Origin of the sequence: Telluribacter roseus (genome assembly GCF_017355915.2) — a bacterium.
GTDB lineage: Bacteria > Bacteroidota > Bacteroidia > Cytophagales > Spirosomataceae > Telluribacter.
Genome location: NZ_JAFEUV020000005.1, coordinates 21,408 through 39,427 on the forward strand (window position 1 = coordinate 21,408; position 18,020 = coordinate 39,427).

14 protein-coding genes are annotated in these 18,020 nt (G+C 52.9%); 5 read left to right on the forward strand and 9 right to left on the reverse strand.

The genetic code is table 11. The annotated features are described in order from the left end of the window. Positions 1 to 22: 22 nt before the first annotated feature. The 4 genes from JTN23_RS11020 to JTN23_RS11035 form a co-directional block, all read right to left on the reverse strand. Positions 23 to 2,290: a TonB-dependent receptor gene (locus tag JTN23_RS11020; protein WP_247234871.1), complete on the reverse strand. Its 2,268-nt coding sequence runs from the start codon at positions 2,288 to 2,290 to the stop codon at positions 23 to 25. 158 nt (positions 2,291 to 2,448) lie between these two features. Further along, a complete protein-coding gene (locus tag JTN23_RS11025; RefSeq protein ID WP_247234873.1) occupies positions 2,449 to 3,879 on the reverse strand; it encodes a TolC family protein in 1,431 nt (476 codons plus the stop codon). A 45-nt stretch (positions 3,880 to 3,924) separates the two neighbouring features. Then, positions 3,925 to 5,292 carry an HlyD family secretion protein gene (locus JTN23_RS11030; protein WP_247234875.1) on the reverse strand — a complete coding sequence of 456 codons (1,368 nt, stop codon included), beginning with the start codon at positions 5,290 to 5,292 and terminating at the stop codon, positions 3,925 to 3,927. Between the two features lie 40 nt (positions 5,293 to 5,332). Continuing rightward, complete coding sequence (locus tag JTN23_RS11035) at positions 5,333 to 7,543, reverse strand: peptidase domain-containing ABC transporter (protein ID WP_247234877.1); 2,211 nt, start codon at positions 7,541 to 7,543, stop codon at positions 5,333 to 5,335. Between the two features lie 408 nt (positions 7,544 to 7,951). Between JTN23_RS11035 and JTN23_RS11040 the strand changes: the two genes are divergently transcribed. After that, complete coding sequence (locus JTN23_RS11040) at positions 7,952 to 8,608, forward strand: TetR/AcrR family transcriptional regulator (RefSeq protein ID WP_247234879.1); 657 nt, start codon at positions 7,952 to 7,954, stop codon at positions 8,606 to 8,608. 75 nt (positions 8,609 to 8,683) lie between these two features. Here JTN23_RS11040 and JTN23_RS11045 read toward each other — a convergent pair whose 3' ends face one another. The 4 genes from JTN23_RS11045 to JTN23_RS11060 are packed head-to-tail and all read right to left on the reverse strand — an operon-like array spanning position 8,684 to position 11,758. Beyond that, complete coding sequence (locus tag JTN23_RS11045) at positions 8,684 to 9,274, reverse strand: hypothetical protein (protein ID WP_247234881.1); 591 nt, start codon at positions 9,272 to 9,274, stop codon at positions 8,684 to 8,686. A gap of 43 nt (positions 9,275 to 9,317) precedes the next feature. Then, the gene (locus JTN23_RS11050; protein ID WP_247234883.1) at positions 9,318 to 9,899 is read right to left on the reverse strand and encodes a hypothetical protein; all 582 of its coding nucleotides are present in this window, start codon (positions 9,897 to 9,899) and stop codon (positions 9,318 to 9,320) included. A gap of 48 nt (positions 9,900 to 9,947) precedes the next feature. After that, positions 9,948 to 10,724, reverse strand: coding sequence for a LytR/AlgR family response regulator transcription factor (locus tag JTN23_RS11055; protein ID WP_247234885.1), 777 nt, complete (start codon positions 10,722 to 10,724; stop codon positions 9,948 to 9,950). Then, positions 10,721 to 11,758: a sensor histidine kinase gene (locus tag JTN23_RS11060; protein ID WP_247234887.1), complete on the reverse strand. Its 1,038-nt coding sequence runs from the start codon at positions 11,756 to 11,758 to the stop codon at positions 10,721 to 10,723. Before JTN23_RS11060 ends, JTN23_RS11055 begins: the two co-directional genes overlap by 4 nt. Positions 11,759 to 12,033: 275 nt before the next feature. Here JTN23_RS11060 and hemF point away from each other — a divergent pair, with 275 nt between their 5' ends. Further along, entirely contained in the window at positions 12,034 to 12,966 is a 933-nt protein-coding gene (gene hemF, locus JTN23_RS11065) for an oxygen-dependent coproporphyrinogen oxidase (protein ID WP_247234889.1), read from the forward strand. Between the two features lie 4 nt (positions 12,967 to 12,970). On the opposite strand, the gene JTN23_RS11070 is transcribed toward hemF, so the two are convergent. Beyond that, a complete protein-coding gene (locus JTN23_RS11070) occupies positions 12,971 to 14,074 on the reverse strand; it encodes an o-succinylbenzoate synthase (protein WP_247234890.1) in 1,104 nt (367 codons plus the stop codon). A 39-nt stretch (positions 14,075 to 14,113) separates the two neighbouring features. Here JTN23_RS11070 and lpxK point away from each other — a divergent pair, with 39 nt between their 5' ends. The 3 genes from lpxK to JTN23_RS11085 all read left to right on the forward strand — a co-directional run bounded on the left by lpxK (position 14,114) and on the right by JTN23_RS11085 (position 17,945). Continuing rightward, a complete protein-coding gene (gene lpxK, locus JTN23_RS11075) occupies positions 14,114 to 15,208 on the forward strand; it encodes a tetraacyldisaccharide 4'-kinase (protein WP_247234892.1) in 1,095 nt (364 codons plus the stop codon). Positions 15,209 to 15,212: 4 nt separating this feature from the next. Then, on the forward strand, positions 15,213 to 17,195 hold the full coding sequence (locus JTN23_RS11080; protein WP_247234893.1) for a putative porin: 1,983 nt from the start codon (positions 15,213 to 15,215) through the stop codon (positions 17,193 to 17,195). Between the two features lie 156 nt (positions 17,196 to 17,351). After that, a complete protein-coding gene (locus tag JTN23_RS11085; RefSeq protein ID WP_247234894.1) occupies positions 17,352 to 17,945 on the forward strand; it encodes a MiaE family protein in 594 nt (197 codons plus the stop codon). Positions 17,946 to 18,020: the final 75 nt, after the last annotated feature.

Below are 18,020 nucleotides of genomic sequence, written 5' to 3' on the forward strand. Positions count from 1 at the left end.
TTCCTGAACCTTCCCGCCGGGACTAGAATTCCCAGCGGTAGCTAAGTACCGGCACCAGCCCCAGCTGGTACTGCTGTACTACCTGCCGCTGCCATACATCGTAGTAGCGGAACGATTCGTTCTGGGTACCCGATACGTTCTGAATGTCCAGAGCCAGCGTACGGTTGTATTTCTCCTTATTCTTCTTCCAGTAGATCCGCAGGTCAGGGCGGAAGTAGTCTTTCAGTTTAACGGTAAATGCGTTATTTACTTCATACACCGTGGCCAGTTCACTGCGCGAGGCTTCCACATTGATGGGTGTATCGCGGAAGCCACCAAACCACAGGATCCGGGTGTTGATGCCCCACATCCCGTTGCGGGTGGTCTTGAACTCCTTTCCACCGGTAAAGCTGAAAGTATGGTTACCATTATAACGGGTGCTACGCCGGATACCGTCGCCACCAACGTAGGTGGAGTTGTAGAGGGAGCCCGATACCAGCATGTAGTAGGAGTCCGTCAGGAACTTCTGGTAGGATACCTCAAGACCCACATTGCGACCCGTACCTGCGTTCTTCAGCTCCTGATCTACGTAGGTCTCGACCAGGTTGAGGGTAGAGAAGCTGGGCATCACGCGGTAGCTAACCGCCGGCGAAAGCGTTACTACGGGTACATCGTAGAGCTCCTGCCAGTAGGCTTCGACTTTGAGGCTGCTCGTGTTGGTGAGGTGGTACTGATAGCCCGCTACCAGGTGGTGAGCCTTGGTCAGATCGAGGTAGCGGTTGGGGCGCTCGATCAGCTGGGTATTACTGTTCTTGATAGCCAGGTATACCTGGGGCTGCTGGAGCTGGCTGTGCAGGCCGTACGACAGGCTAAGTACCTGCCGCGGAGTAGCCTGCCACTGCAGGGAGGCCCGGGGCTCCAGGGAGTTGGTCTTGTTGTAGGTATAGCTGAGGTAATGGAGGCCCGCCTCGGAGGTAAGGGTAGGGGTAATGTTCCAGCGCCAGGAAAGGTAAGGCTGTATGACCAGTCCCTGGAGTTGCCCTTCGGCCAGTACCCGTCCCACCGACAGGATCCGGTCGTCCTGGTAAGTCAGGAATAGGCCCGATCTGAGCAGGTTCTTCTCTCCCAGGCGATGCGATAGGGCGGTGGAAAGGGATAGCCTCGTCTTGTCTACCGCATCCTGTTCAATATGAAAACGTTCGGCCGGGTCATAAATAGAATGTACGTAGCCATCGCGCCGACTGCTCAGGGCTGAGGCTACCGCCACAGTACGCAGTCCGGTATTGGGGCCTAAGGTAACGGTATGAGTCATACCCAGGGCACCCATTTTGTTGGTATAATCGATGTCGAAGCCGTCTTTCTGGACTACCCACTCCGTAGTATCGGGTTTGGCTTTGAATAAATTGCTGCTGATCCCTCCAACGCCGAAGAACGTAAACTCACCGGTACGGCGGGTAGGCAGGGTGATGTTGAACGACAGGTCCTGATAACGGATATCTTCCCCGCCAAAATCTACCCCCATAGCTCCCAGCAAACCCGTAAAAGAGTAGCGGTAGTTGACCAGGTAGGAGGCTTTTGACTTTTTGGAAAAGGGCCCCTCCGCCGCCACGTCAAATCCGATGAGTCCGGCCTGGGCGGTAAATTCCCGCTTTTCGTTGTTGCCGGTACGGAGCTTCATATCCAGTACTCCCGAGAGGGCATTGCCATACTCCGAAGGAAAAGCTCCCGACAGGAAGTAGGAAGTACCCAGTAGCTGGGTACTCAGGATATTCACCCCTCCGGCCGTTTGGGTGGGGCGGTCGCTGAAGGTACCGGCGTTGGTAAGGTGGTTGGGGTTTACAATCTCAACGCCTTCCAGCCGCCACTGCATCCCGTTAGGACTATTACCCCGGACCACCAATCCATTGGCCTGGTCGTTGGATACGGCTACTCCCGGGAAAGACGTCGTTACCCGGGCCGGATCGAGGTAGGTGGCCGCGTAGCGGAGCGTTTGCTCGATGGTAATGGGTTGAATGCTGTTGACGGCTACCGGTCGCGTGGTCCGTACTGTCGCTTCCTGCAGCTGCGTGCTCGATGGACTAAGATCAATATCCAGTACCTGTTCTTTGCCCGATTCGACCAGTACTTCCGGAATGGTGAGCGTCTGGTAGCCCAGATAGGTGACCGCTACGGTATAGCGCCCAACGGGTAGGTTATCAAAGCGAAAGGTACCCTGGGGGCTGGAAGTAGTGCCGGTGCCGGATGGGAGCAATTGTACGCTGGCATTGGCAAGTGGCTGATGAGTTTCGGCGTCCGTGATTTTACCTCTCAAGGTGGAAGTAACGGTCTGAGCCCAGCAGGTGGTGGTAGTTGTGTAAAGTAAAAGTAGGAGTAGAAAACGTGTCATGCGATTGGAAAGATAAAAAAATACCTTCGTTACCGGTGTTAGCAGCAACGAAGGTAAAACTTATCTGAACAATCCGGAAGATACTACTGCTGCCAATCGGCAAGTCCGGCGGCAAAAAGCAGGGTAGCCAGTGCTTTTTCGTACTTGGTCCTCAGCGATTCTATCTTAACCCTGAGTTCGTTGAGCTTGGATTCGCGGGTGTTGACCAGGAAGAGTGAGCTTTCGCCAATGTTGTACTTACGAACTTCAGCGTTAAGCAGCAGCTCCTGGTTCTGGACGGCACGCTGCTGTACCAGGATCTGATCTTCCAGCAGCTTTACTTCATTATAGGCCACGTTAATCTCATTGTTTACCTCGCGCCGGGCCTGCGTTAGCTCCAGGTCATTCTGCAGTTGCTTGATCCGGATTTGCTGCAGCTTCCCTCTTTCTTTCCGGAAGAGGAGCGGGAAGTACAGGTCAACGCTGAACTTATAGTTTTCGTCGAGGTACGGAAAGCCCGACTTGGTTTCGCTTCCGTTAAATGATAACCCCCGGTAGAGCGTGGAGGCATTGATATTGACACTTGGCTTGAGCATCTCACGCCCGAGCCGCTCATCAATACGTAACTGCTGCCTTTTGATCTCAAACTTGATCAGATCGGGGTGGCGGAGCCGGGCCTGCTGCAGTAGGTCATTCAGAGTGGCATCCGTCAGAATCCTGCCGGCTGTCTGCTGCGGGATGGCATCTTCGGGCAGCTCAAGAGGTACCTGCTGATTCCCCCACAGGTGGTTGGATAGCACCAGCCGGGCATTCTGCAGGTCCAGGACGGCCTGACTGTACTGGACCTGCCGATCCTGTAAAGTGACCAGGGCTTCGGTAGTATCAATGGCCGCAATATCACCAATAAGAGCCCGCTGACGGGTAGCCTGGAAGCGCGTTTCGGCCAGTTGGTAAAAATCCTGAATGAGCCGGTACTGCTGGTAGGCAAAGTACCAGTTCCAGTAGTCTTTGGCGGCAGTCAGTACTATTTTATTGATCGCCTTTACCCGCTCCGCATCAGCAATGTCCTGAAACAGTACGGCCTGCCTCAGGGTAGCCCGGCGGTAGTCGATCAGCATGCCCTGACCCAGTGGTACGGTCAGGCCCAGGTAGGTAATACCTTCCGGACCCGTACGAATATCATCACTGAGCGTAACTCCTACGTTGCGGTCGTACCCAACTTTGAGGTCGGCACCGCCCAGCCACACCGGTACTTTCAGGAAAAAGTCGCTGCGGTTGAAGTACTCGCGGTTTTTATACACCTTCCGGTCAAATGTCCCCTGGATACTGGGATCCAGTCCACCGCGGGCTATGAGCAGGTCGCGGCGGGCACTTTCGGCAATCAGGTCGCTCTGCTGTACCACCGGGTGGTAGTTGATCACCTGCTGAAAAAACTCCCGGTACGTATATACCCGCGATGTGTCGGGTATCTGCGCCTGCGTGAGGTTGCTATATAGTATGCCTGCTAGAAGTAGCAGATAGCTGTATCGTGACATGGTCTATTTCATTTAGCCAAACAGGTTCGGTCCGAGCCGTCCTTACTATTTCTTTCCTTCTTCCTTGGGCGTCCCCGTAATTTTATCCAGCTGCTTTTGGTTCAGATCGGGCGGGAAGCCGTTGAGCTGGCGCCAGATTTCGTACCATACAGGTACATCGTTCAGCATTACCCAGCCGTATACACCCGACCCGAGGCGTATAGCTTCCGGCCACTCTTCACCCGGTTTGGGAGACACCAATAGCCGGAATTGTCCATTGGCACTATTGACCTGATCCACCACCTGCACAATACCTCCGAAGGTACCGATTGAAGCCTCCGGCCATCCGGCAAACTGTAGCGCCGGCCAGCCGTCAAATTCCAGACGCACCTCCCGGCCAATGTTTACGAGTGCTACGTCGGTAGGTCGGATGTACAGCTCCACGGCCCGGTCAGGATTATGGGGTTGTAGCGTAGCAACGGATTCGCCATCCTTGATCGTCTCACCGATACCAGCCTTAAGCGTACGTACTACATACCCGGATTGGGGAGCTTTGACGATATACCGATCTTGCCGTTCCTCAATGCTTGAAAATTTATTCGCCAGCTTGCTTAGCTCCGACTGCGCATCGGCCACGCTGGACAGGGCGGTACTCCGGTCTGAGATGGCTTTGGAGATTTTATCCTGATACTCGGCCTGTAGTGAGCCCAGCTCAATGCGGGCGTTGATCAGCTCCTGCCGCGATATGCCCAGTTTGTTCTCCTGGGAGATCAGCTTGGCGTAGTCTTCCTGAAGCTTAAGGCGGCGCGTTTCCAGATCGGTCAGCGAGAATAATCCATCCTTATAGCCCACCTCGTAGCGCTGGAGGCGGCTCTGGGCGATCTGGTAGTTGGTGCGCTGAGCTATCAGGTCGGTACTGTCGTTAGCCACCTTCAGCCGGGCCTGATCTACCTTGTTACGGGCTTTCTGCAGGCTGAGCTGCAGGCCCGAGCGGAGGGCTTCTATCTGCTGATCCAGAGCTACTACCTTGGCTTCGTAGCTGGTGATAGCTGATCGTTTGGCTTCGATCTGCTCCTGGGTACGGCTCAGTACCTGGGGGTCCAGGTACTCATCCTTGATTTCCGAAAGGGCCAGGATGGTATCTCCGGCCTGCACCAGATCTCCCTCATTCACATACCACTTCTCGATGCGGCCGGGAATGGTGTTCTGGATATTCTGGGGACGGTCGGTAGGACTGAATGCGGTCACGTTGCCGGTACCACGGATATTCTGCTGCCAGGGCAGAAACAGCGTGACTACGACGATGACCATAATCACCCGCATCATCCGGGCGAAGCGAATACCTGTACGGGGGGTACTAAGGGTACTGAGTGCCTGGAGATTATATTTTTGTATTACTTCGTCGTTGACTCGGTGACGAGATATATTCAGCATAGTTAGGTTTGTGTTTGTCCGTTCAAGTTTCAGTCTGGGCCTACATCGATACCATTTCGTGGTTGATCAACTCCTGAAACTGCTTGTTCTGGCTTACTTCCTGGTAGTTGCCAATGGTCACGATACTGCCTTCGTAGAGAACCATTACCTTATCACACAGCTTCATCTTGTCGGGATTATTCGACACTACGATGAGCGACCAGGGGTTCTGTTTGTCCGTCAGGAAACGCACAATCCGCATCCGTTCGGACCTTTCGAGGCTCTGCAGGTCATTGATCATCAGCAACCGCGGGCGATTGATGATCGACCGGGCAATGGTGACCTTCTTGATAAAGCTTTCGGAGAAGCGACGGCCGCCGGGTACCATCATGGTATTGATTCCCTCGGGTTGTTTGCTTATAACTTCATTTAATTTCAGCGCATTGATCACCCATTCCAGATCAGCTAGCGTTACTTCCTTACGTCCCAGGGTGATGTTTTCCAGGATGGTACCTTCAAAGATGTCGTCGTTGGTGACGTTCTTCTCAATGTAGGTACGGAGGCTGTTGACGTTGAGGTCGCGGAGCGAAATACCATTGTACATGACTCCTCCTTCGTAGTTGGGCAATAGACCCGATAGTACTTTCAGGAGGGTGTCTTTTCCTGATCCGTTGTTACCGGTTATACACAGGCTCTCGCCGGCATTGAGCGTAAAAGATACATCCCGTAGCGCGTACTTGGAGTGCTCGTCGTACTGGTAGCTAAGGTTAGCTACCTGCAGCGACAGCCCTTTGGTCGCTTCCGTTGGTTTAAAGTTGAATCCTTCGTCCTTTTCGAGTGGCAGATCAGTCACTGTCGCCATTTTTTCAACGGCCGTCAGAGCGTCAAAAATCACATCAATACTCTGGATCAGCTTCTCGACGGAGTTGGTCAACAGCACGATCACGATCTCCGAAGCCACAAACTGACCGAGCGAGATCTGGCGGTTTACTACCAGGATGGTACCCAGTATGAGCAGACCTCCGATCACCGTAGTCTTGAAGCCTACGGCGTTCCAGAAAAAGGTCAGCAGTACCTGGAAGTGATTCTTGCGGTAGTTGAGGTAGTTGTTGACATACCCGTCCATTTTGTCAATGGGCAGGTTGGATGACCCGGCCAGCTTGAAGGAGTACAGCGATCGGGCGATATCTTCCAGCCACTGCACTACCTTATACTTGTACTTGGACTCCACCAGACTGGTCTGTAGACCTTTGGGACCGTTGAAGTAGATGATAAGCGCCAGAATACCGAACGTCAGCAGCCCAAAGGCAATAAAGAACGGGTGGTAAAATGACAGGAGAAGGATACCAAATATAATCTGTAACACGGCTCCCGTAATGTCGATCAGGATCTTGGGCAGGGCTTTCTGGACCGTCAGTACGTCAAAAAAGCGGTTCATGAGCTCAGGCGGATAATAGCCCAGCAGTGCGTCGGACCGGATACGGGGGGTGCGGTAGGTAAACTCATACGCCGCCTTGGCAAACACCCGTTGCTGCAGTACCTCCACCAGCGACACCTGATAGATCTGCAGGATACCCGTTAGCAGTACCCCCAGGATCACAAGCCCTACCAGCAGGTACACCGAGCTGAATATCATACCTCCCGAGATCAGGTTGATGATGGCCTGGAAACCGAGCGGGATAGAGAGCGTAATGATACCGATAACGATGGCGTACAGGTAGATGTACCCGATATCCTTCCGCTCGTTGATCAGGAGTCGGTACAGCCGCTGTACGGGTGTCAGTGGTTTTTCTGCTTCACCCGGCTTTGGTTTTATGCTTACCATCGTCTCCATCGGGAAGGCTGTAAAGTACATGGCCTGGCCATTCTTGGAGGTATCGGGCATATCCTTAAAAACAACCGGATTACGTACCGACGATGGCGCCTGTGTGATGCGACCCTGGCCTTCAATACGCTCGCGCAGTGGAGTACCCTTGACCGTTTTTCCTCCGATTACAGGTACTATCTGCTGGCCATCCCGCTCCAGGTACAGAATAGGGTACCCCGACTCATTCAGGAGCTGATCCAGGCCGGAGGGAGCTATATGACTACTGACAATGGTAAGGTTATACTTATGGGCCGTGGCAATAAGATCACTTATAAACCGTGGCAGTTCGTCGGGCGAATAGGTAATGGAGTAAATACCATCGGGGATCGAGTAAGGTTTGTCCTTAGCCTTTCCTAAGGCTTGACTAAGCTGACCACAGATGGTATGAATAAGTTTAGTATCCATTTAGAACGTTATAATACCTTTTATTACTTGCCGAATCGTCCGTTAAGTGGTAGTGATTCAGCTTTTGAAAAGCCAGCACCCGCAGCTGACCTGGCGGGTGGGCGAGCTGCCTGATTTATGTTGTATCAGCCAGCGGCTTGCACTACTTAACAACCAATTAATGCACCATCGGTTTGGGCGATCCTGCTACGGCCAGATATAGATAGCGGCCAGGCAGTAGTGTATCAAATTGGTAGTATCAGTATGATGCAAATATACAGCTACTTTTTAGAATGATAGTAAAGCTATCTAATAAAAATATTTTACTATCATCGGTGATAGTTGTATTACAAATTTCTGCTACCTTTGTTCTCACAACACAACCCATGCAAACGGCTGTTTCTAATGGAATTACAGATCAGGATAAAAATGAATGAGCATCTTTTCTTGCGGGATCCGGAGTCTTCGGAGCTTGGCAGAAAGATCGTGCGGCAGAGTATACTACTTATACATGAAATAGGTTTTGAAGATTTTACCTTTAAGAAGCTGGCAGTAGCCATCCATACCACCGAAGCCGGTATATACCGGTACTTCGAGAACAAGCACCGCCTGCTGGTGTACCTGGTAACCTGGTACTGGAACCTGCTGGAATACCAGGTACTTTACCAGATCAACAACCTGACCGATCCGGAAATGAAAATCCGGAAGGTGATTGAGCTTTTATCGAAAGAGATAGATGAAAATATAGGAGGAAGTGACATCAACCACAAGGTCCTGTACCAGATCGTAATTGCCGAAAGCAACAAGGTGTACCAAACGAAGGAAGTAGGAGAAAATAACAAAGCGCAGGTATACAAGCCTTACAAGGACCTGTGTACCCTCATCGCCAACCTGTTTACTGAGTATAACCCCAGCTATGCGTTTCCAAGGTCGCTGGCCAGTACCCTGGTAGAGATGGCACACTTTCAGTACTTCTTCATGCACCACCTGCCATCACTGACCGACTTCGGGAAGGATAAGGATACCCGCAAGCTGCACGAGTTTCTGGAGGTACTGGTATTCTCCAATATCCGGAACGGCAAGTAATCTATTTCAGCAAAAAGCAGTGGCGGACAGCTTAATGAAAAGCTGTCCGCCACTGCTTTTTGTATAGTACTCCACTCAGGCTAGCTCGTATTTGATGCTTACGGTCGTAGCCTTTGATTCGGTCTTTCTGCTTTCCAGGTACAGCGCCAGGGCCAGTAGGGTCCAGCCCAGGGCGGAGTGGATACCCAGGATAAGGCCCGTGGCAGTAGTACGTCCCAGCAGCAGCATGGAGATGACCAGGACCGGGTACCACAGGGCCGGCACCAGCGGAACGTATCGCCTCCAGCCACTGAGTCCCCTGGCCATGAAGGCCGTGATGCCAATAGGAAGCATCAGGAAGTTGCTGATGGGCCAGCAGGCATCCAGATAGAAGAAGTAGGCAGGCTTGTATTCGGGCGAAACTAGCTGGATGACGTTGGACCAGTTGGCAAGGGTTAAAGTACCTAGAATCACCCACAGGATACCTTTACCAAAACGCGTAGTACCGGTAACCTTCAGCCGTTGCATACACACGATGCTGCACATCCAGGCGCACATGTAGATGAGGCCCCACAGACCGGTAAACCAGGAGTTGGAAAGATGAGGATAACGACCTTCGATGTAAAAGCCTAACCAGAGGGTAGGAGCGCCCAGCAGGGCGAGTAGAGCAAGTGATGAGTTTTTCATGGCTATTAATTGTAAAGGTGAATTATAGAGTTGAAGAATGGTATCAGGCGGTCTGCAGTATGGGAGATGTGTCGTGCCCGCTTTTCTCACTCTGTCTGTACAGGATCAGGTTCATAATACTCCATACAACAAGTGAGTATACACACCCGAGGTACAGCGATCCCTCCACTTCGCCCCAGGCAATCTTCGAACCCAGCGCCACCGGCAGCCAGAATCCCTGCACCAGGGGTATGTACCGGTACCAGCCCGGGAGGCCTTTGGCCAGGGTCACCATAATACCTATCGGCAGCATCAGCAGATGGCTCAGCGGCCAGAACAGGTCCAGGTAGAAGAAGGCCTCTGGCTTACCAGCGGGGTAGATAATCCAGAATAGATTGGAAATATCGGCAATGGTAAGGGTACCGATGAGTATCCAGAGCAGTGCTTTGCCCAAAGTACTGGTGCCCGTGGCTTTTAGTCGTTGCATACATACTATTCCAGCTATCCAGGTAGTGATGTAGGTAATACCCCACAGTCCCGTAAACCAGGAGTTGCCGAGGGCGGGGATGTGATACTCTGCCAGTACACCCAGAGTCATGGTAGGAGCGCCCAGCAGGGCCAGGAGTGAAAGTGTTTTGTTTTTCATGGCTACTTGTTATTTATGGTTATTGGATAAAATGGTTTCGGTGAAAGGTCAGGCACCCAGCCACTTCCGGAACTCGGGAGCCCGGTCGCGGCTGACCAGTAGTTCGTCCTTGATGGCAGGTTTGAGGTCTACCTTGTACTTGCCGTTGAGGTGTACATAGATGTGGTGGATGGACCGCCGGGTAGCCAGGTACTTGCGGCTGGCCCTGAAAAACTGCTGCGGGTCCACCTGTTGCTCTATTTCTTCCAGCGGGTAGTCCAGCGCGTAGTAGCGGCCATCGTGGGTTTTGAGAAAGGTAACCCGGTCTTCGCTGTAGAAGTAGGCTACGTCCTCGATACTCACCGATATCAGGTGCTGACCCTGGCGCACCAGGTAGTGTTGCCTAAAGATGGGGGTGGCCGGCAGGGACGTACTTCGTAGTTCCTGAATCAGCTGATTGACGTTGAGCGCCGGACCGTTACTGTACACAGCCTGCAGCTGACGAAACTTATTCAGACTGTTCTGCAGGTCTTCGAGCTGGATGGGTTTGAGCAGGTAGTCGATGCTGTGTACCTTGAATGCCTTCAGAGCAAACTCATCGTAGGCCGTCGTGAATATGACGGGACAGGTCACCGTTACTTCATTGAATATCTCAAAGCTCTGTCCGTCTACCAGCTCGATGTCCATCAGGATCAGGTCCGGCATGGGGTGCTCGTTCAGGAAGCGAACGCTCTCTTCGATGCTATCAGCTACTCCTATGATATGGGCGTCAGGAGCGGCTCGGCGTACCAGTTCCTGAATGCGTTCGGAGGCCACGGCCTCGTCTTCAATGATAAATAGTTTCATGCGGGTAGGGGAGTTAAGAGGGGTACTTTGACCGTAAAGTTGGTTTCGTCGTTGAATATCTGCACCTGGGGCTGGTTCAGGAGGCGGTACTTGGTCGTGATGTTGTTCAGGCCCATGCCATTGGAGGGAGCCGCCTGTCGCTTGGGCTGGAAGTTATTTTCGACCACCAGCCACTTTTCTTCGGATCTGATCTCCACCCGCAGGGGCTTCCGCACCGATACCTGATTGTGCTTCACGGCGTTTTCGACCAGGATCTGAAGGGTCAGGGGTGGTATCTGAAGCTGCTGTGCACTTTCGTCTACCCGTACGTCGAGGGATATGCCGGTTCCAAAGCGGGTCTGCAGCAGAAAGAAGTAAGCCTCCGTAAACTGTAGCTCCTGGCTGAGCCCGATCAGTTCCTTTTCGTTGCTCTGCAGCAGGTAGCGGTACACCTTCGACAGCTCGGCAATAAACTTCACCGCCCGGTCGGGATCGGTTTCTACCAGCCCGGTGAGGGTATTGAGGCTGTTGAACAGGAAGTGAGGCTTTACCTGATTTTTCAGAGACTCGAGCTGTACCAGCAGGTTTACCTTTTTGAGTTGTTCGGCTTCCTGCGTAGCCGTATTCCAGGCCTTTACCAGAAACAGCAACTCGTAAAATCCTCCGATAAGAATGCCGTACAGAAAGCGGTCCAGGAACCCGAACAATATAAATACATAAGGCGGATGCGCCTCAAAGTCCAGGTAAAAGTACAGGGCCATGGTGAGCGCGTACAGCAACCCGTTGGCAGCTAACAGATAGAGCGCTTCTACCAGAAATCGCCAATCCGACGATTTGGAAATGGGAGATATCTTATGAAAATACACCACCACCGCCCGGCTGACTTCCCACATCAGGATGGCCGAAATAAAGGTGAAGATGAAATTGTCCCGCACACCTTCCCAGCTGAAAGGTACTGTTCCCGCCAGCATCTCACTGCTGTAAAACCCGAAGCGGAGTGCCGTTATCACGGCAATTCCTATGATGCGTACGCGGTAGTTGTCGGTGAGTTTCACTTGTGAGCTTTTTGCTGTGTTTGTTGATTCAAAATAAGTTACAGAATTCCGGTCTGCCAATGAAGATCCTACTGACTGACCCATTGAGCTGACTCACTGGTAGAATCAGTATACCGACCCGTACGTAAAGAGGTAGTGATCCGTAGTGGTAGCCTCTTTTATGGATAAAAAGGCGTATAGGGATATATGAATACTTCCTTGTAGCTTTGCAGTTCCCGCCAAAGCGTCGAAATAGCTATGCAAGGCGGCGATACCACATTACCAGTAGCCACTATATGGAAGCTCACCAAATAGAAGAATATTTTAAAGGATTACAGGATCAGATCTGCGCGGCCCTCGAACAGGAGGACGGCGTAGGTCAATTTGAAGAGGATCAATGGAAGCATCATTCGGGGGGAGGAGGCCGCACCCGGCTGATCCAGAATGGTGCCGTCATCGAAAAGGGGGGCGTTAACTTTTCGGGAGTACGGGGGGAGGTACATCCGCGACTGCGGGCTCAGATGGAGCTACCCGAGCACGAGGAGGCGCATTTTTTTGCCACCGGTGTTTCTATTGTGATGCACCCGCATAGTCCACGGGTACCCATCATCCACATGAATGTACGGTACTTTGAGCTCAGCAACGGTACCAGCTGGTTTGGCGGCGGCATTGACCTCACGCCCCACTACGTAGTAGAGGAGGATGCCCGCTGGTTTCACACGCAGCTGAAAGACGTATGCGACCAGCACGATCCGGTCTTTTACCCCGAGTACAAGCTATGGGCGGATGACTACTTCTACATCAAGCACCGTGAAGAAACCCGGGGGGTGGGAGGTATTTTCTTTGACTACCTTAAGCCCTGTGCAGCGGGGGAGGAATCAGCGGTTGGCAAGCATACCAAAGATCAGCTGTTTAATTTCGTAAAGGGAGTAGGAGAGAGCTTTGCCCCTATATATACCACGCTGATGCGTAAGCACCGGGACGAGGCTTTCGGGGAGCGGGAGAAACAGTGGCAGTACCTGCGCCGTGGTCGGTACGTGGAGTTTAACCTGGTGTGGGACCGGGGTACTAAGTTTGGTCTGGAGACGGGAGGGCGTACTGAGTCCATCCTGATGAGTCTGCCGCCGCAGGCCCAGTGGGCGTACAACTACCTACCCGAAGAAGGTACCCCCGAGGCCCGTACCATGGAGTTGCTTCAGAAAGGAATTGACTGGGTCACCCACGAGTAACGGATCAGGCGGTAATCCAGCCCGATTGGATGGAGGAAAGATCCCAGTTGGTAGTACCTATGTAGTGAAGGTGGCCCTGGTTTACGGTAAGGGGAGAGGGAATATTGTTGTGGTAGAGACTACCCGTTCCCAGGCCCTGGGGCAGAGCGTTATCATACTGAGCCGTGAACTGGGCAATGGCATTAAGGCCAATGTTGGATTCGAGGGCGGAGGTAATCCACCAGCCAATGGATAGCCGCTGGGCTATCTCGATCCACTCCCGGCAATGCTGAAATCCTCCCAGTAGCGTAGGCTTCAGGATGATAAATGGAGGCTGGATCTTTTTGAGCAGGCTGAACTTCTCCATGTAGTCAAACTTGCCGATGAGCTCTTCGTCCAGGGCTATATCTATCGGAGAGCTGGTTGACAGCCGGGTAAGCAGGTCGTACTGTCCCGTACGGATGGGTTGTTCGATGGAGTGCAGTTCAAACTCCGCCAGGCGCTGGAGCTTCTCGGTTACCTCGCTGGCGTCAAACGCACCGTTGGCATCCACGCGTAGCGTGATCTGGTCGGGGGTGTAGCGGGAGCGGATGGAGCTTAATAGCCGACACTCCTGCTCAAAGTCAAGCGCGCCGACTTTCATTTTGAGGGTAGTAAAGCCATGGTCCAGCTTATCTTCGATCTGATGCGCCATGAAATCTTCGCTACCCATCCAGATCAGTCCGTTAATGGCTATGCCTTTTTCGCCCCTCGTAAACGCATTATTAAAAATAACCCGGGTACCTCCGTTCATGAAATCAAGTAGTGCCGTTTCTACGCCAAACCTTACCGAAGGCAGGTGGTCAGGGATGACCTGCTGGAGTATGATGGGCAGGTTGAACGGGAATACTTCCAGATCAAGGCTATTGAACAGCTTGCACACAGCGGCCAGCTGTTCTTCAAAGTCAGGCAGGTCATCGACACTCAGCCCTTTAAGCGGTCCGCACTCACCGTACCCTTCTATGCCTGGTTGCTCTTCGTCCGATATTTTGATCAGCCATGAAGTTTTCTTAGTAAGTACCCCGCGGGAAGTACCTGCTTCGAATCTAAAATCCAGGTTATATGGCTGGTATTCAATATTTAATGACATGAAGGGCAAGAGTCAGAGTCTAAAACAAACCTCAATTATATGAAAAATAAACGTAACAATAGTACTTCGGAGGGCCAACATCACAGAACGGTTACACTATTGCAACCGGTCGCCTGGCTCTACGAGGGTATTACTGCGCTACGTACTATACTATATGATCAGGGGGTATTCTCCTCATTTACACCTGCTCAGTTTACAGTATCGGTGGGAAACCTGACTGTCGGAGGGACGGGAAAGACGCCCATGGTCGAGTACCTGATTCGTTATTTTAAAGATAAGCAAAAAATAGCTACGCTGAGCCGGGGATACGGCAGAAGTACCCGAGGATTTGTACTGGCTGATCCGGATGCAACAGCCCGTACTATTGGTGATGAGCCTCTGCAGTACTTTCAGAAATTCGGGGAGGAAGTAAAGGTGACGGTCTGTGAGAACCGGGCCGAGGGTAGCCGGCAGATCAGTACCCTGTTTCCCCACATAGGGCTGTTGCTGCTGGACGACGCCTACCAGCACCGGGGCATTCGACCCCATGTCAACATCCTGCTCAATGATTACAACCGTCCTTTCTACCGGGACCACCCGTTTCCGGCCGGGTACCTGCGCGAGGGACGGAGTGGGGCCAGCCGGGCGGATGCCGTCGTAGTGACCAAGTGCCCCGCCCGGCTGGCCGCCGAAGCTAAGGAAGAGATCAGGCAGCGGATCAGCCGCTATACGCGCCCGGGCACGCCGGTCTTTTTTGCATCGGTGCGTTATGAGCAGCCGGTGGGGTACAGTAGTGGCGCCAAACATCCTGTCGAGGTAGTGGCCCTGGCCGGTATAGCGCGGGCGGAGCCATTTCTGGACTACCTCCGTGATAATTTTAAGGTACTAAAAGAAGTTATATACCCGGACCATCACGATTACGGACCGTCTGACCTCGAGAGCCTCCTGAAATACGTAAAAAAAGGTACTTTTGTGGTTACGACCGAAAAAGACAAGGTCAAGCTTTACCCTCTGGCTACGGCAGCCGGGGTAGCCGATCAATTCCTGTATCTGCCCATCCGTATGGATTTTGGGACGGATCAGGAGCCATTCGCGCAATGGCTGGATGAGGCTATCCAAACACCCATGCTGGAAGCCGCCCGGGGAATTAAATGATTGTATGAAAAGGAACCGATACCTACTGCTGTTATTGTTCATTGGTCTGTTGCTAAGTACCGCGTCACGCGGGCAGGGACTGCCGGGAGGCCTCCGGCTTCCGGGTGGAAGGCCCGGTGGTGGTGGAGGAATGCCCGGTGGCGGTGGTGGGGGACTCGGAGGAGGTGGCTCACGGGGTGGAGTACAACTCGACGACAGTACCAGAAACATCTACGGCCCCAATACAGCCCTGCATTTTTTTGAGGACGATATACTCAACAACCGTGACTCGGTTCGCTACCGGGTCGATACCACTCTCACCAATTTTCACCGCTGGACGTGGGTGGATCGTTCGTGGGAACGGCTGGTGGATCTGGGTAATCTGGGTACGGCTACCCGCAATGTATTCTTCCAGCCCCGTACCGAAGTAGGAGCCGAGCTGGGCTTCCGGGCGTATGATCCGTACGCGATCCGGGCCGACGAAGTACAGTACTTCAATACCCGCTCACCTTTTACGGATATGACCTTCTTCATGGGGGGGCGTGGCCGCAATATAGTCCGGTTTGGCTTCAATCAGAACATCAACCCCCGACTGAACGCCGGCTTCCAGTTTCAGCGCTTTACCTCCAACAAGCAGTACGGTGTGTTCAGTGCCCTCAACTCCGAAGCCAATCTGGCTCAGAACTGGACCTTTCTGGCCCATACCAACTATACCTCCAAAGATAAGAAGTACATACTCCTGGGGCACTTTCGCCACCTGAATCACCAGGTCAAAGAGCAGGGGGGACTTCTGACGGATAGCACAGGCGCCATCGCGGATATTTATGAATACGAGGGGCCTGCTCGTCTGGAGGACAATACCCGCTCGTGGGAGCGCCGCAACGTATTCCACCTGTACCACCAGTACCGGCTGGCCAACGGCTTTCAGCTGTTCCAGCAGGCCGAGTACCGCCGCGTTATCAACCGCTATGATGATACTGATCCGCAGCGCGGAGCCACCAACGGCGTGTACCCTTCCCCGATATTTGACCAGGATACAACCCGGCAGGAAGTAGACTACCGCATCCTGGAAAACAAGATGGGAATCAAAGGGGTATTCTCGGGCTTCAACTACCGGGCTTACCTGCGGCAGCGTATCTATACCATGAAGGGTTCCTATAACCTGACCGATTCCACGTCGGCTAGCTACCGGCTCGGCCCCCGCTTTGAGAATATCCTGGGGCTGTGGGTGAGCTACTACCTGAAGGACTCTACCCAGCACCTGACGGCCGAAGCGCAGCACCTGCTGGGTCGTGACTTCCTGCTCCGCGGTGAACTATCGACCCGCTGGATACGGGCCGGGTACCAGACCGCCTTCTGGACGCCCGACCTGATCATGCAGCGGTACGTCAGCAACCACATGCTGTGGCGGAACAACTTTAACCTGACCGGGGCCAATACCCTGTACGGTTCTATTCCCCTGCGGCTGGGCCGGCTAACGCTGGAGCCCGAAATGCAGTACCACCTGGTCACCAACTACGTGTACTACGACAGCACCGCCCGGCCCCAGCAGCTGGGAGGTTCGTTCAGCCTGTTGCGCATGGGTACCGCCATGCGCTGGACGGCCAACCGCTGGAATGCTTCGGCCCTTGCCTTCTATACGGTCAACTCCAACCCGGATGTCATACGCATTCCGCCACTGTTCTTCAGCGGGCAGTTGACCTACGACTTTGTTTACGCCAAGGTACTGTTCATTCAGCTGGGTACGGCCGTTCACTACAAGTCGTCCTACCTGGCCGATGCCTACATGCCCCTGACGCAGCAGTTTTACCTGCAGAACAACTTCATGGTAGATCGCTACGCCGTAGTGGATGTATTTGCCAATATGCGCATCAACAGGGTCCGGTTGCTCCTGAAGATGTCGCACCTCAACGAAGGCCTGGGCGTACCCGGCTACTTTACCACGCCCGGCTACCTGGGACTCCGTCGTACCTTTAGCTTTGGTATCAGCTGGCCGTTGTTTGATTAATTGAGCTACAGGCAGTAGGCAGTAGGCTGTATGCAATAAGCAGGTGATAAAATCAACATCTATCTGGTGCAGGAGCGGGATGAGAAGAATAAGTAATAAGTAATTAGAAAATCAAAAGCCTAAGGCATACAGCCTATAGCCTAAAGCTATAAATATATGTCACTTACTACCCTGGGACTTGAACTACCCACTGATCCGCGGTGGGTGAATATTGCCGAGATGCAGATCGGAGAGATCCTGATTGACCACGCGTACTGTGAGCAGAAAGCGGCTTCTTCCTGTATATCTCTCATTGTATACTATCCCGAAAAGACCAGGCTGGTGGAGGTACTTACGCCCATCGTAGCGGAAGAGTGGGGGCACTTTCAGCGGGTAATCAAAGAACTCCGCAAGCGCAACATTCCCCTGGGGCACCAGCGCAAAGATGAATACGTAAATCGCCTGCGGGAAGTACTTTATAAGAAGGGGGATTTTAACCGGGCCTTCCTGGACAAGCTGCTGTTCTGTGCCCTGATCGAGGCGCGCAGCTGTGAGCGGTTTAAGTTATTGTCCAAACATATCAGTGATGAGAGCCTCCGGAAGTTTTATCATGAACTGATGGTATCTGAAGCCGGACACTATCGTACCTTTATAGAACTGGCCGAAGAGTACATGCCCCACGAGCAGGTACGCCAGCGGTGGAAAGAACTCCTGGCCGCCGAAGCCGAAATCATTAATACTCTTGAGGCACGCGGTGACCGTATGCATTAATAAGTAGTAAATTTGTAGAAGCAAATATTTATAGTACCCGTGCGGACTCAGCTTCCGCCTACGCACCATAACCCT

Excerpts from the sequence above, each read along its gene's own strand:
- JTN23_RS11030 (WP_247234875.1), bottom strand. The coding sequence starts at position 5,292 with ATGCTGAATATATCTCGTCACCGAGTCAACGACGAAGTAATACAAAAA.
- hemF (WP_247234889.1), top strand. The coding sequence starts at position 12,034 with ATGGAAGCTCACCAAATAGAAGAATATTTTAAAGGATTACAGGATCAG.
- JTN23_RS11035 (WP_247234877.1), bottom strand. The coding sequence starts at position 7,543 with ATGGATACTAAACTTATTCATACCATCTGTGGTCAGCTTAGTCAAGCC.
- JTN23_RS11045 (WP_247234881.1), bottom strand. The coding sequence starts at position 9,274 with ATGAAAAACTCATCACTTGCTCTACTCGCCCTGCTGGGCGCTCCTACC.
- JTN23_RS11055 (WP_247234885.1), bottom strand. The coding sequence starts at position 10,724 with ATGAAACTATTTATCATTGAAGACGAGGCCGTGGCCTCCGAACGCATT.
- JTN23_RS11085 (WP_247234894.1), top strand. The coding sequence starts at position 17,352 with ATGTCACTTACTACCCTGGGACTTGAACTACCCACTGATCCGCGGTGG.
- JTN23_RS11080 (WP_247234893.1), top strand. The coding sequence starts at position 15,213 with ATGAAAAGGAACCGATACCTACTGCTGTTATTGTTCATTGGTCTGTTG.
- JTN23_RS11025 (WP_247234873.1), bottom strand. The coding sequence starts at position 3,879 with ATGTCACGATACAGCTATCTGCTACTTCTAGCAGGCATACTATATAGC.
- JTN23_RS11050 (WP_247234883.1), bottom strand. The coding sequence starts at position 9,899 with ATGAAAAACAAAACACTTTCACTCCTGGCCCTGCTGGGCGCTCCTACC.
- JTN23_RS11070 (WP_247234890.1), bottom strand. The coding sequence starts at position 14,074 with ATGTCATTAAATATTGAATACCAGCCATATAACCTGGATTTTAGATTC.
- lpxK (WP_247234892.1), top strand. The coding sequence starts at position 14,114 with ATGAAAAATAAACGTAACAATAGTACTTCGGAGGGCCAACATCACAGA.
- JTN23_RS11040 (WP_247234879.1), top strand. The coding sequence starts at position 7,952 with ATGAATGAGCATCTTTTCTTGCGGGATCCGGAGTCTTCGGAGCTTGGC.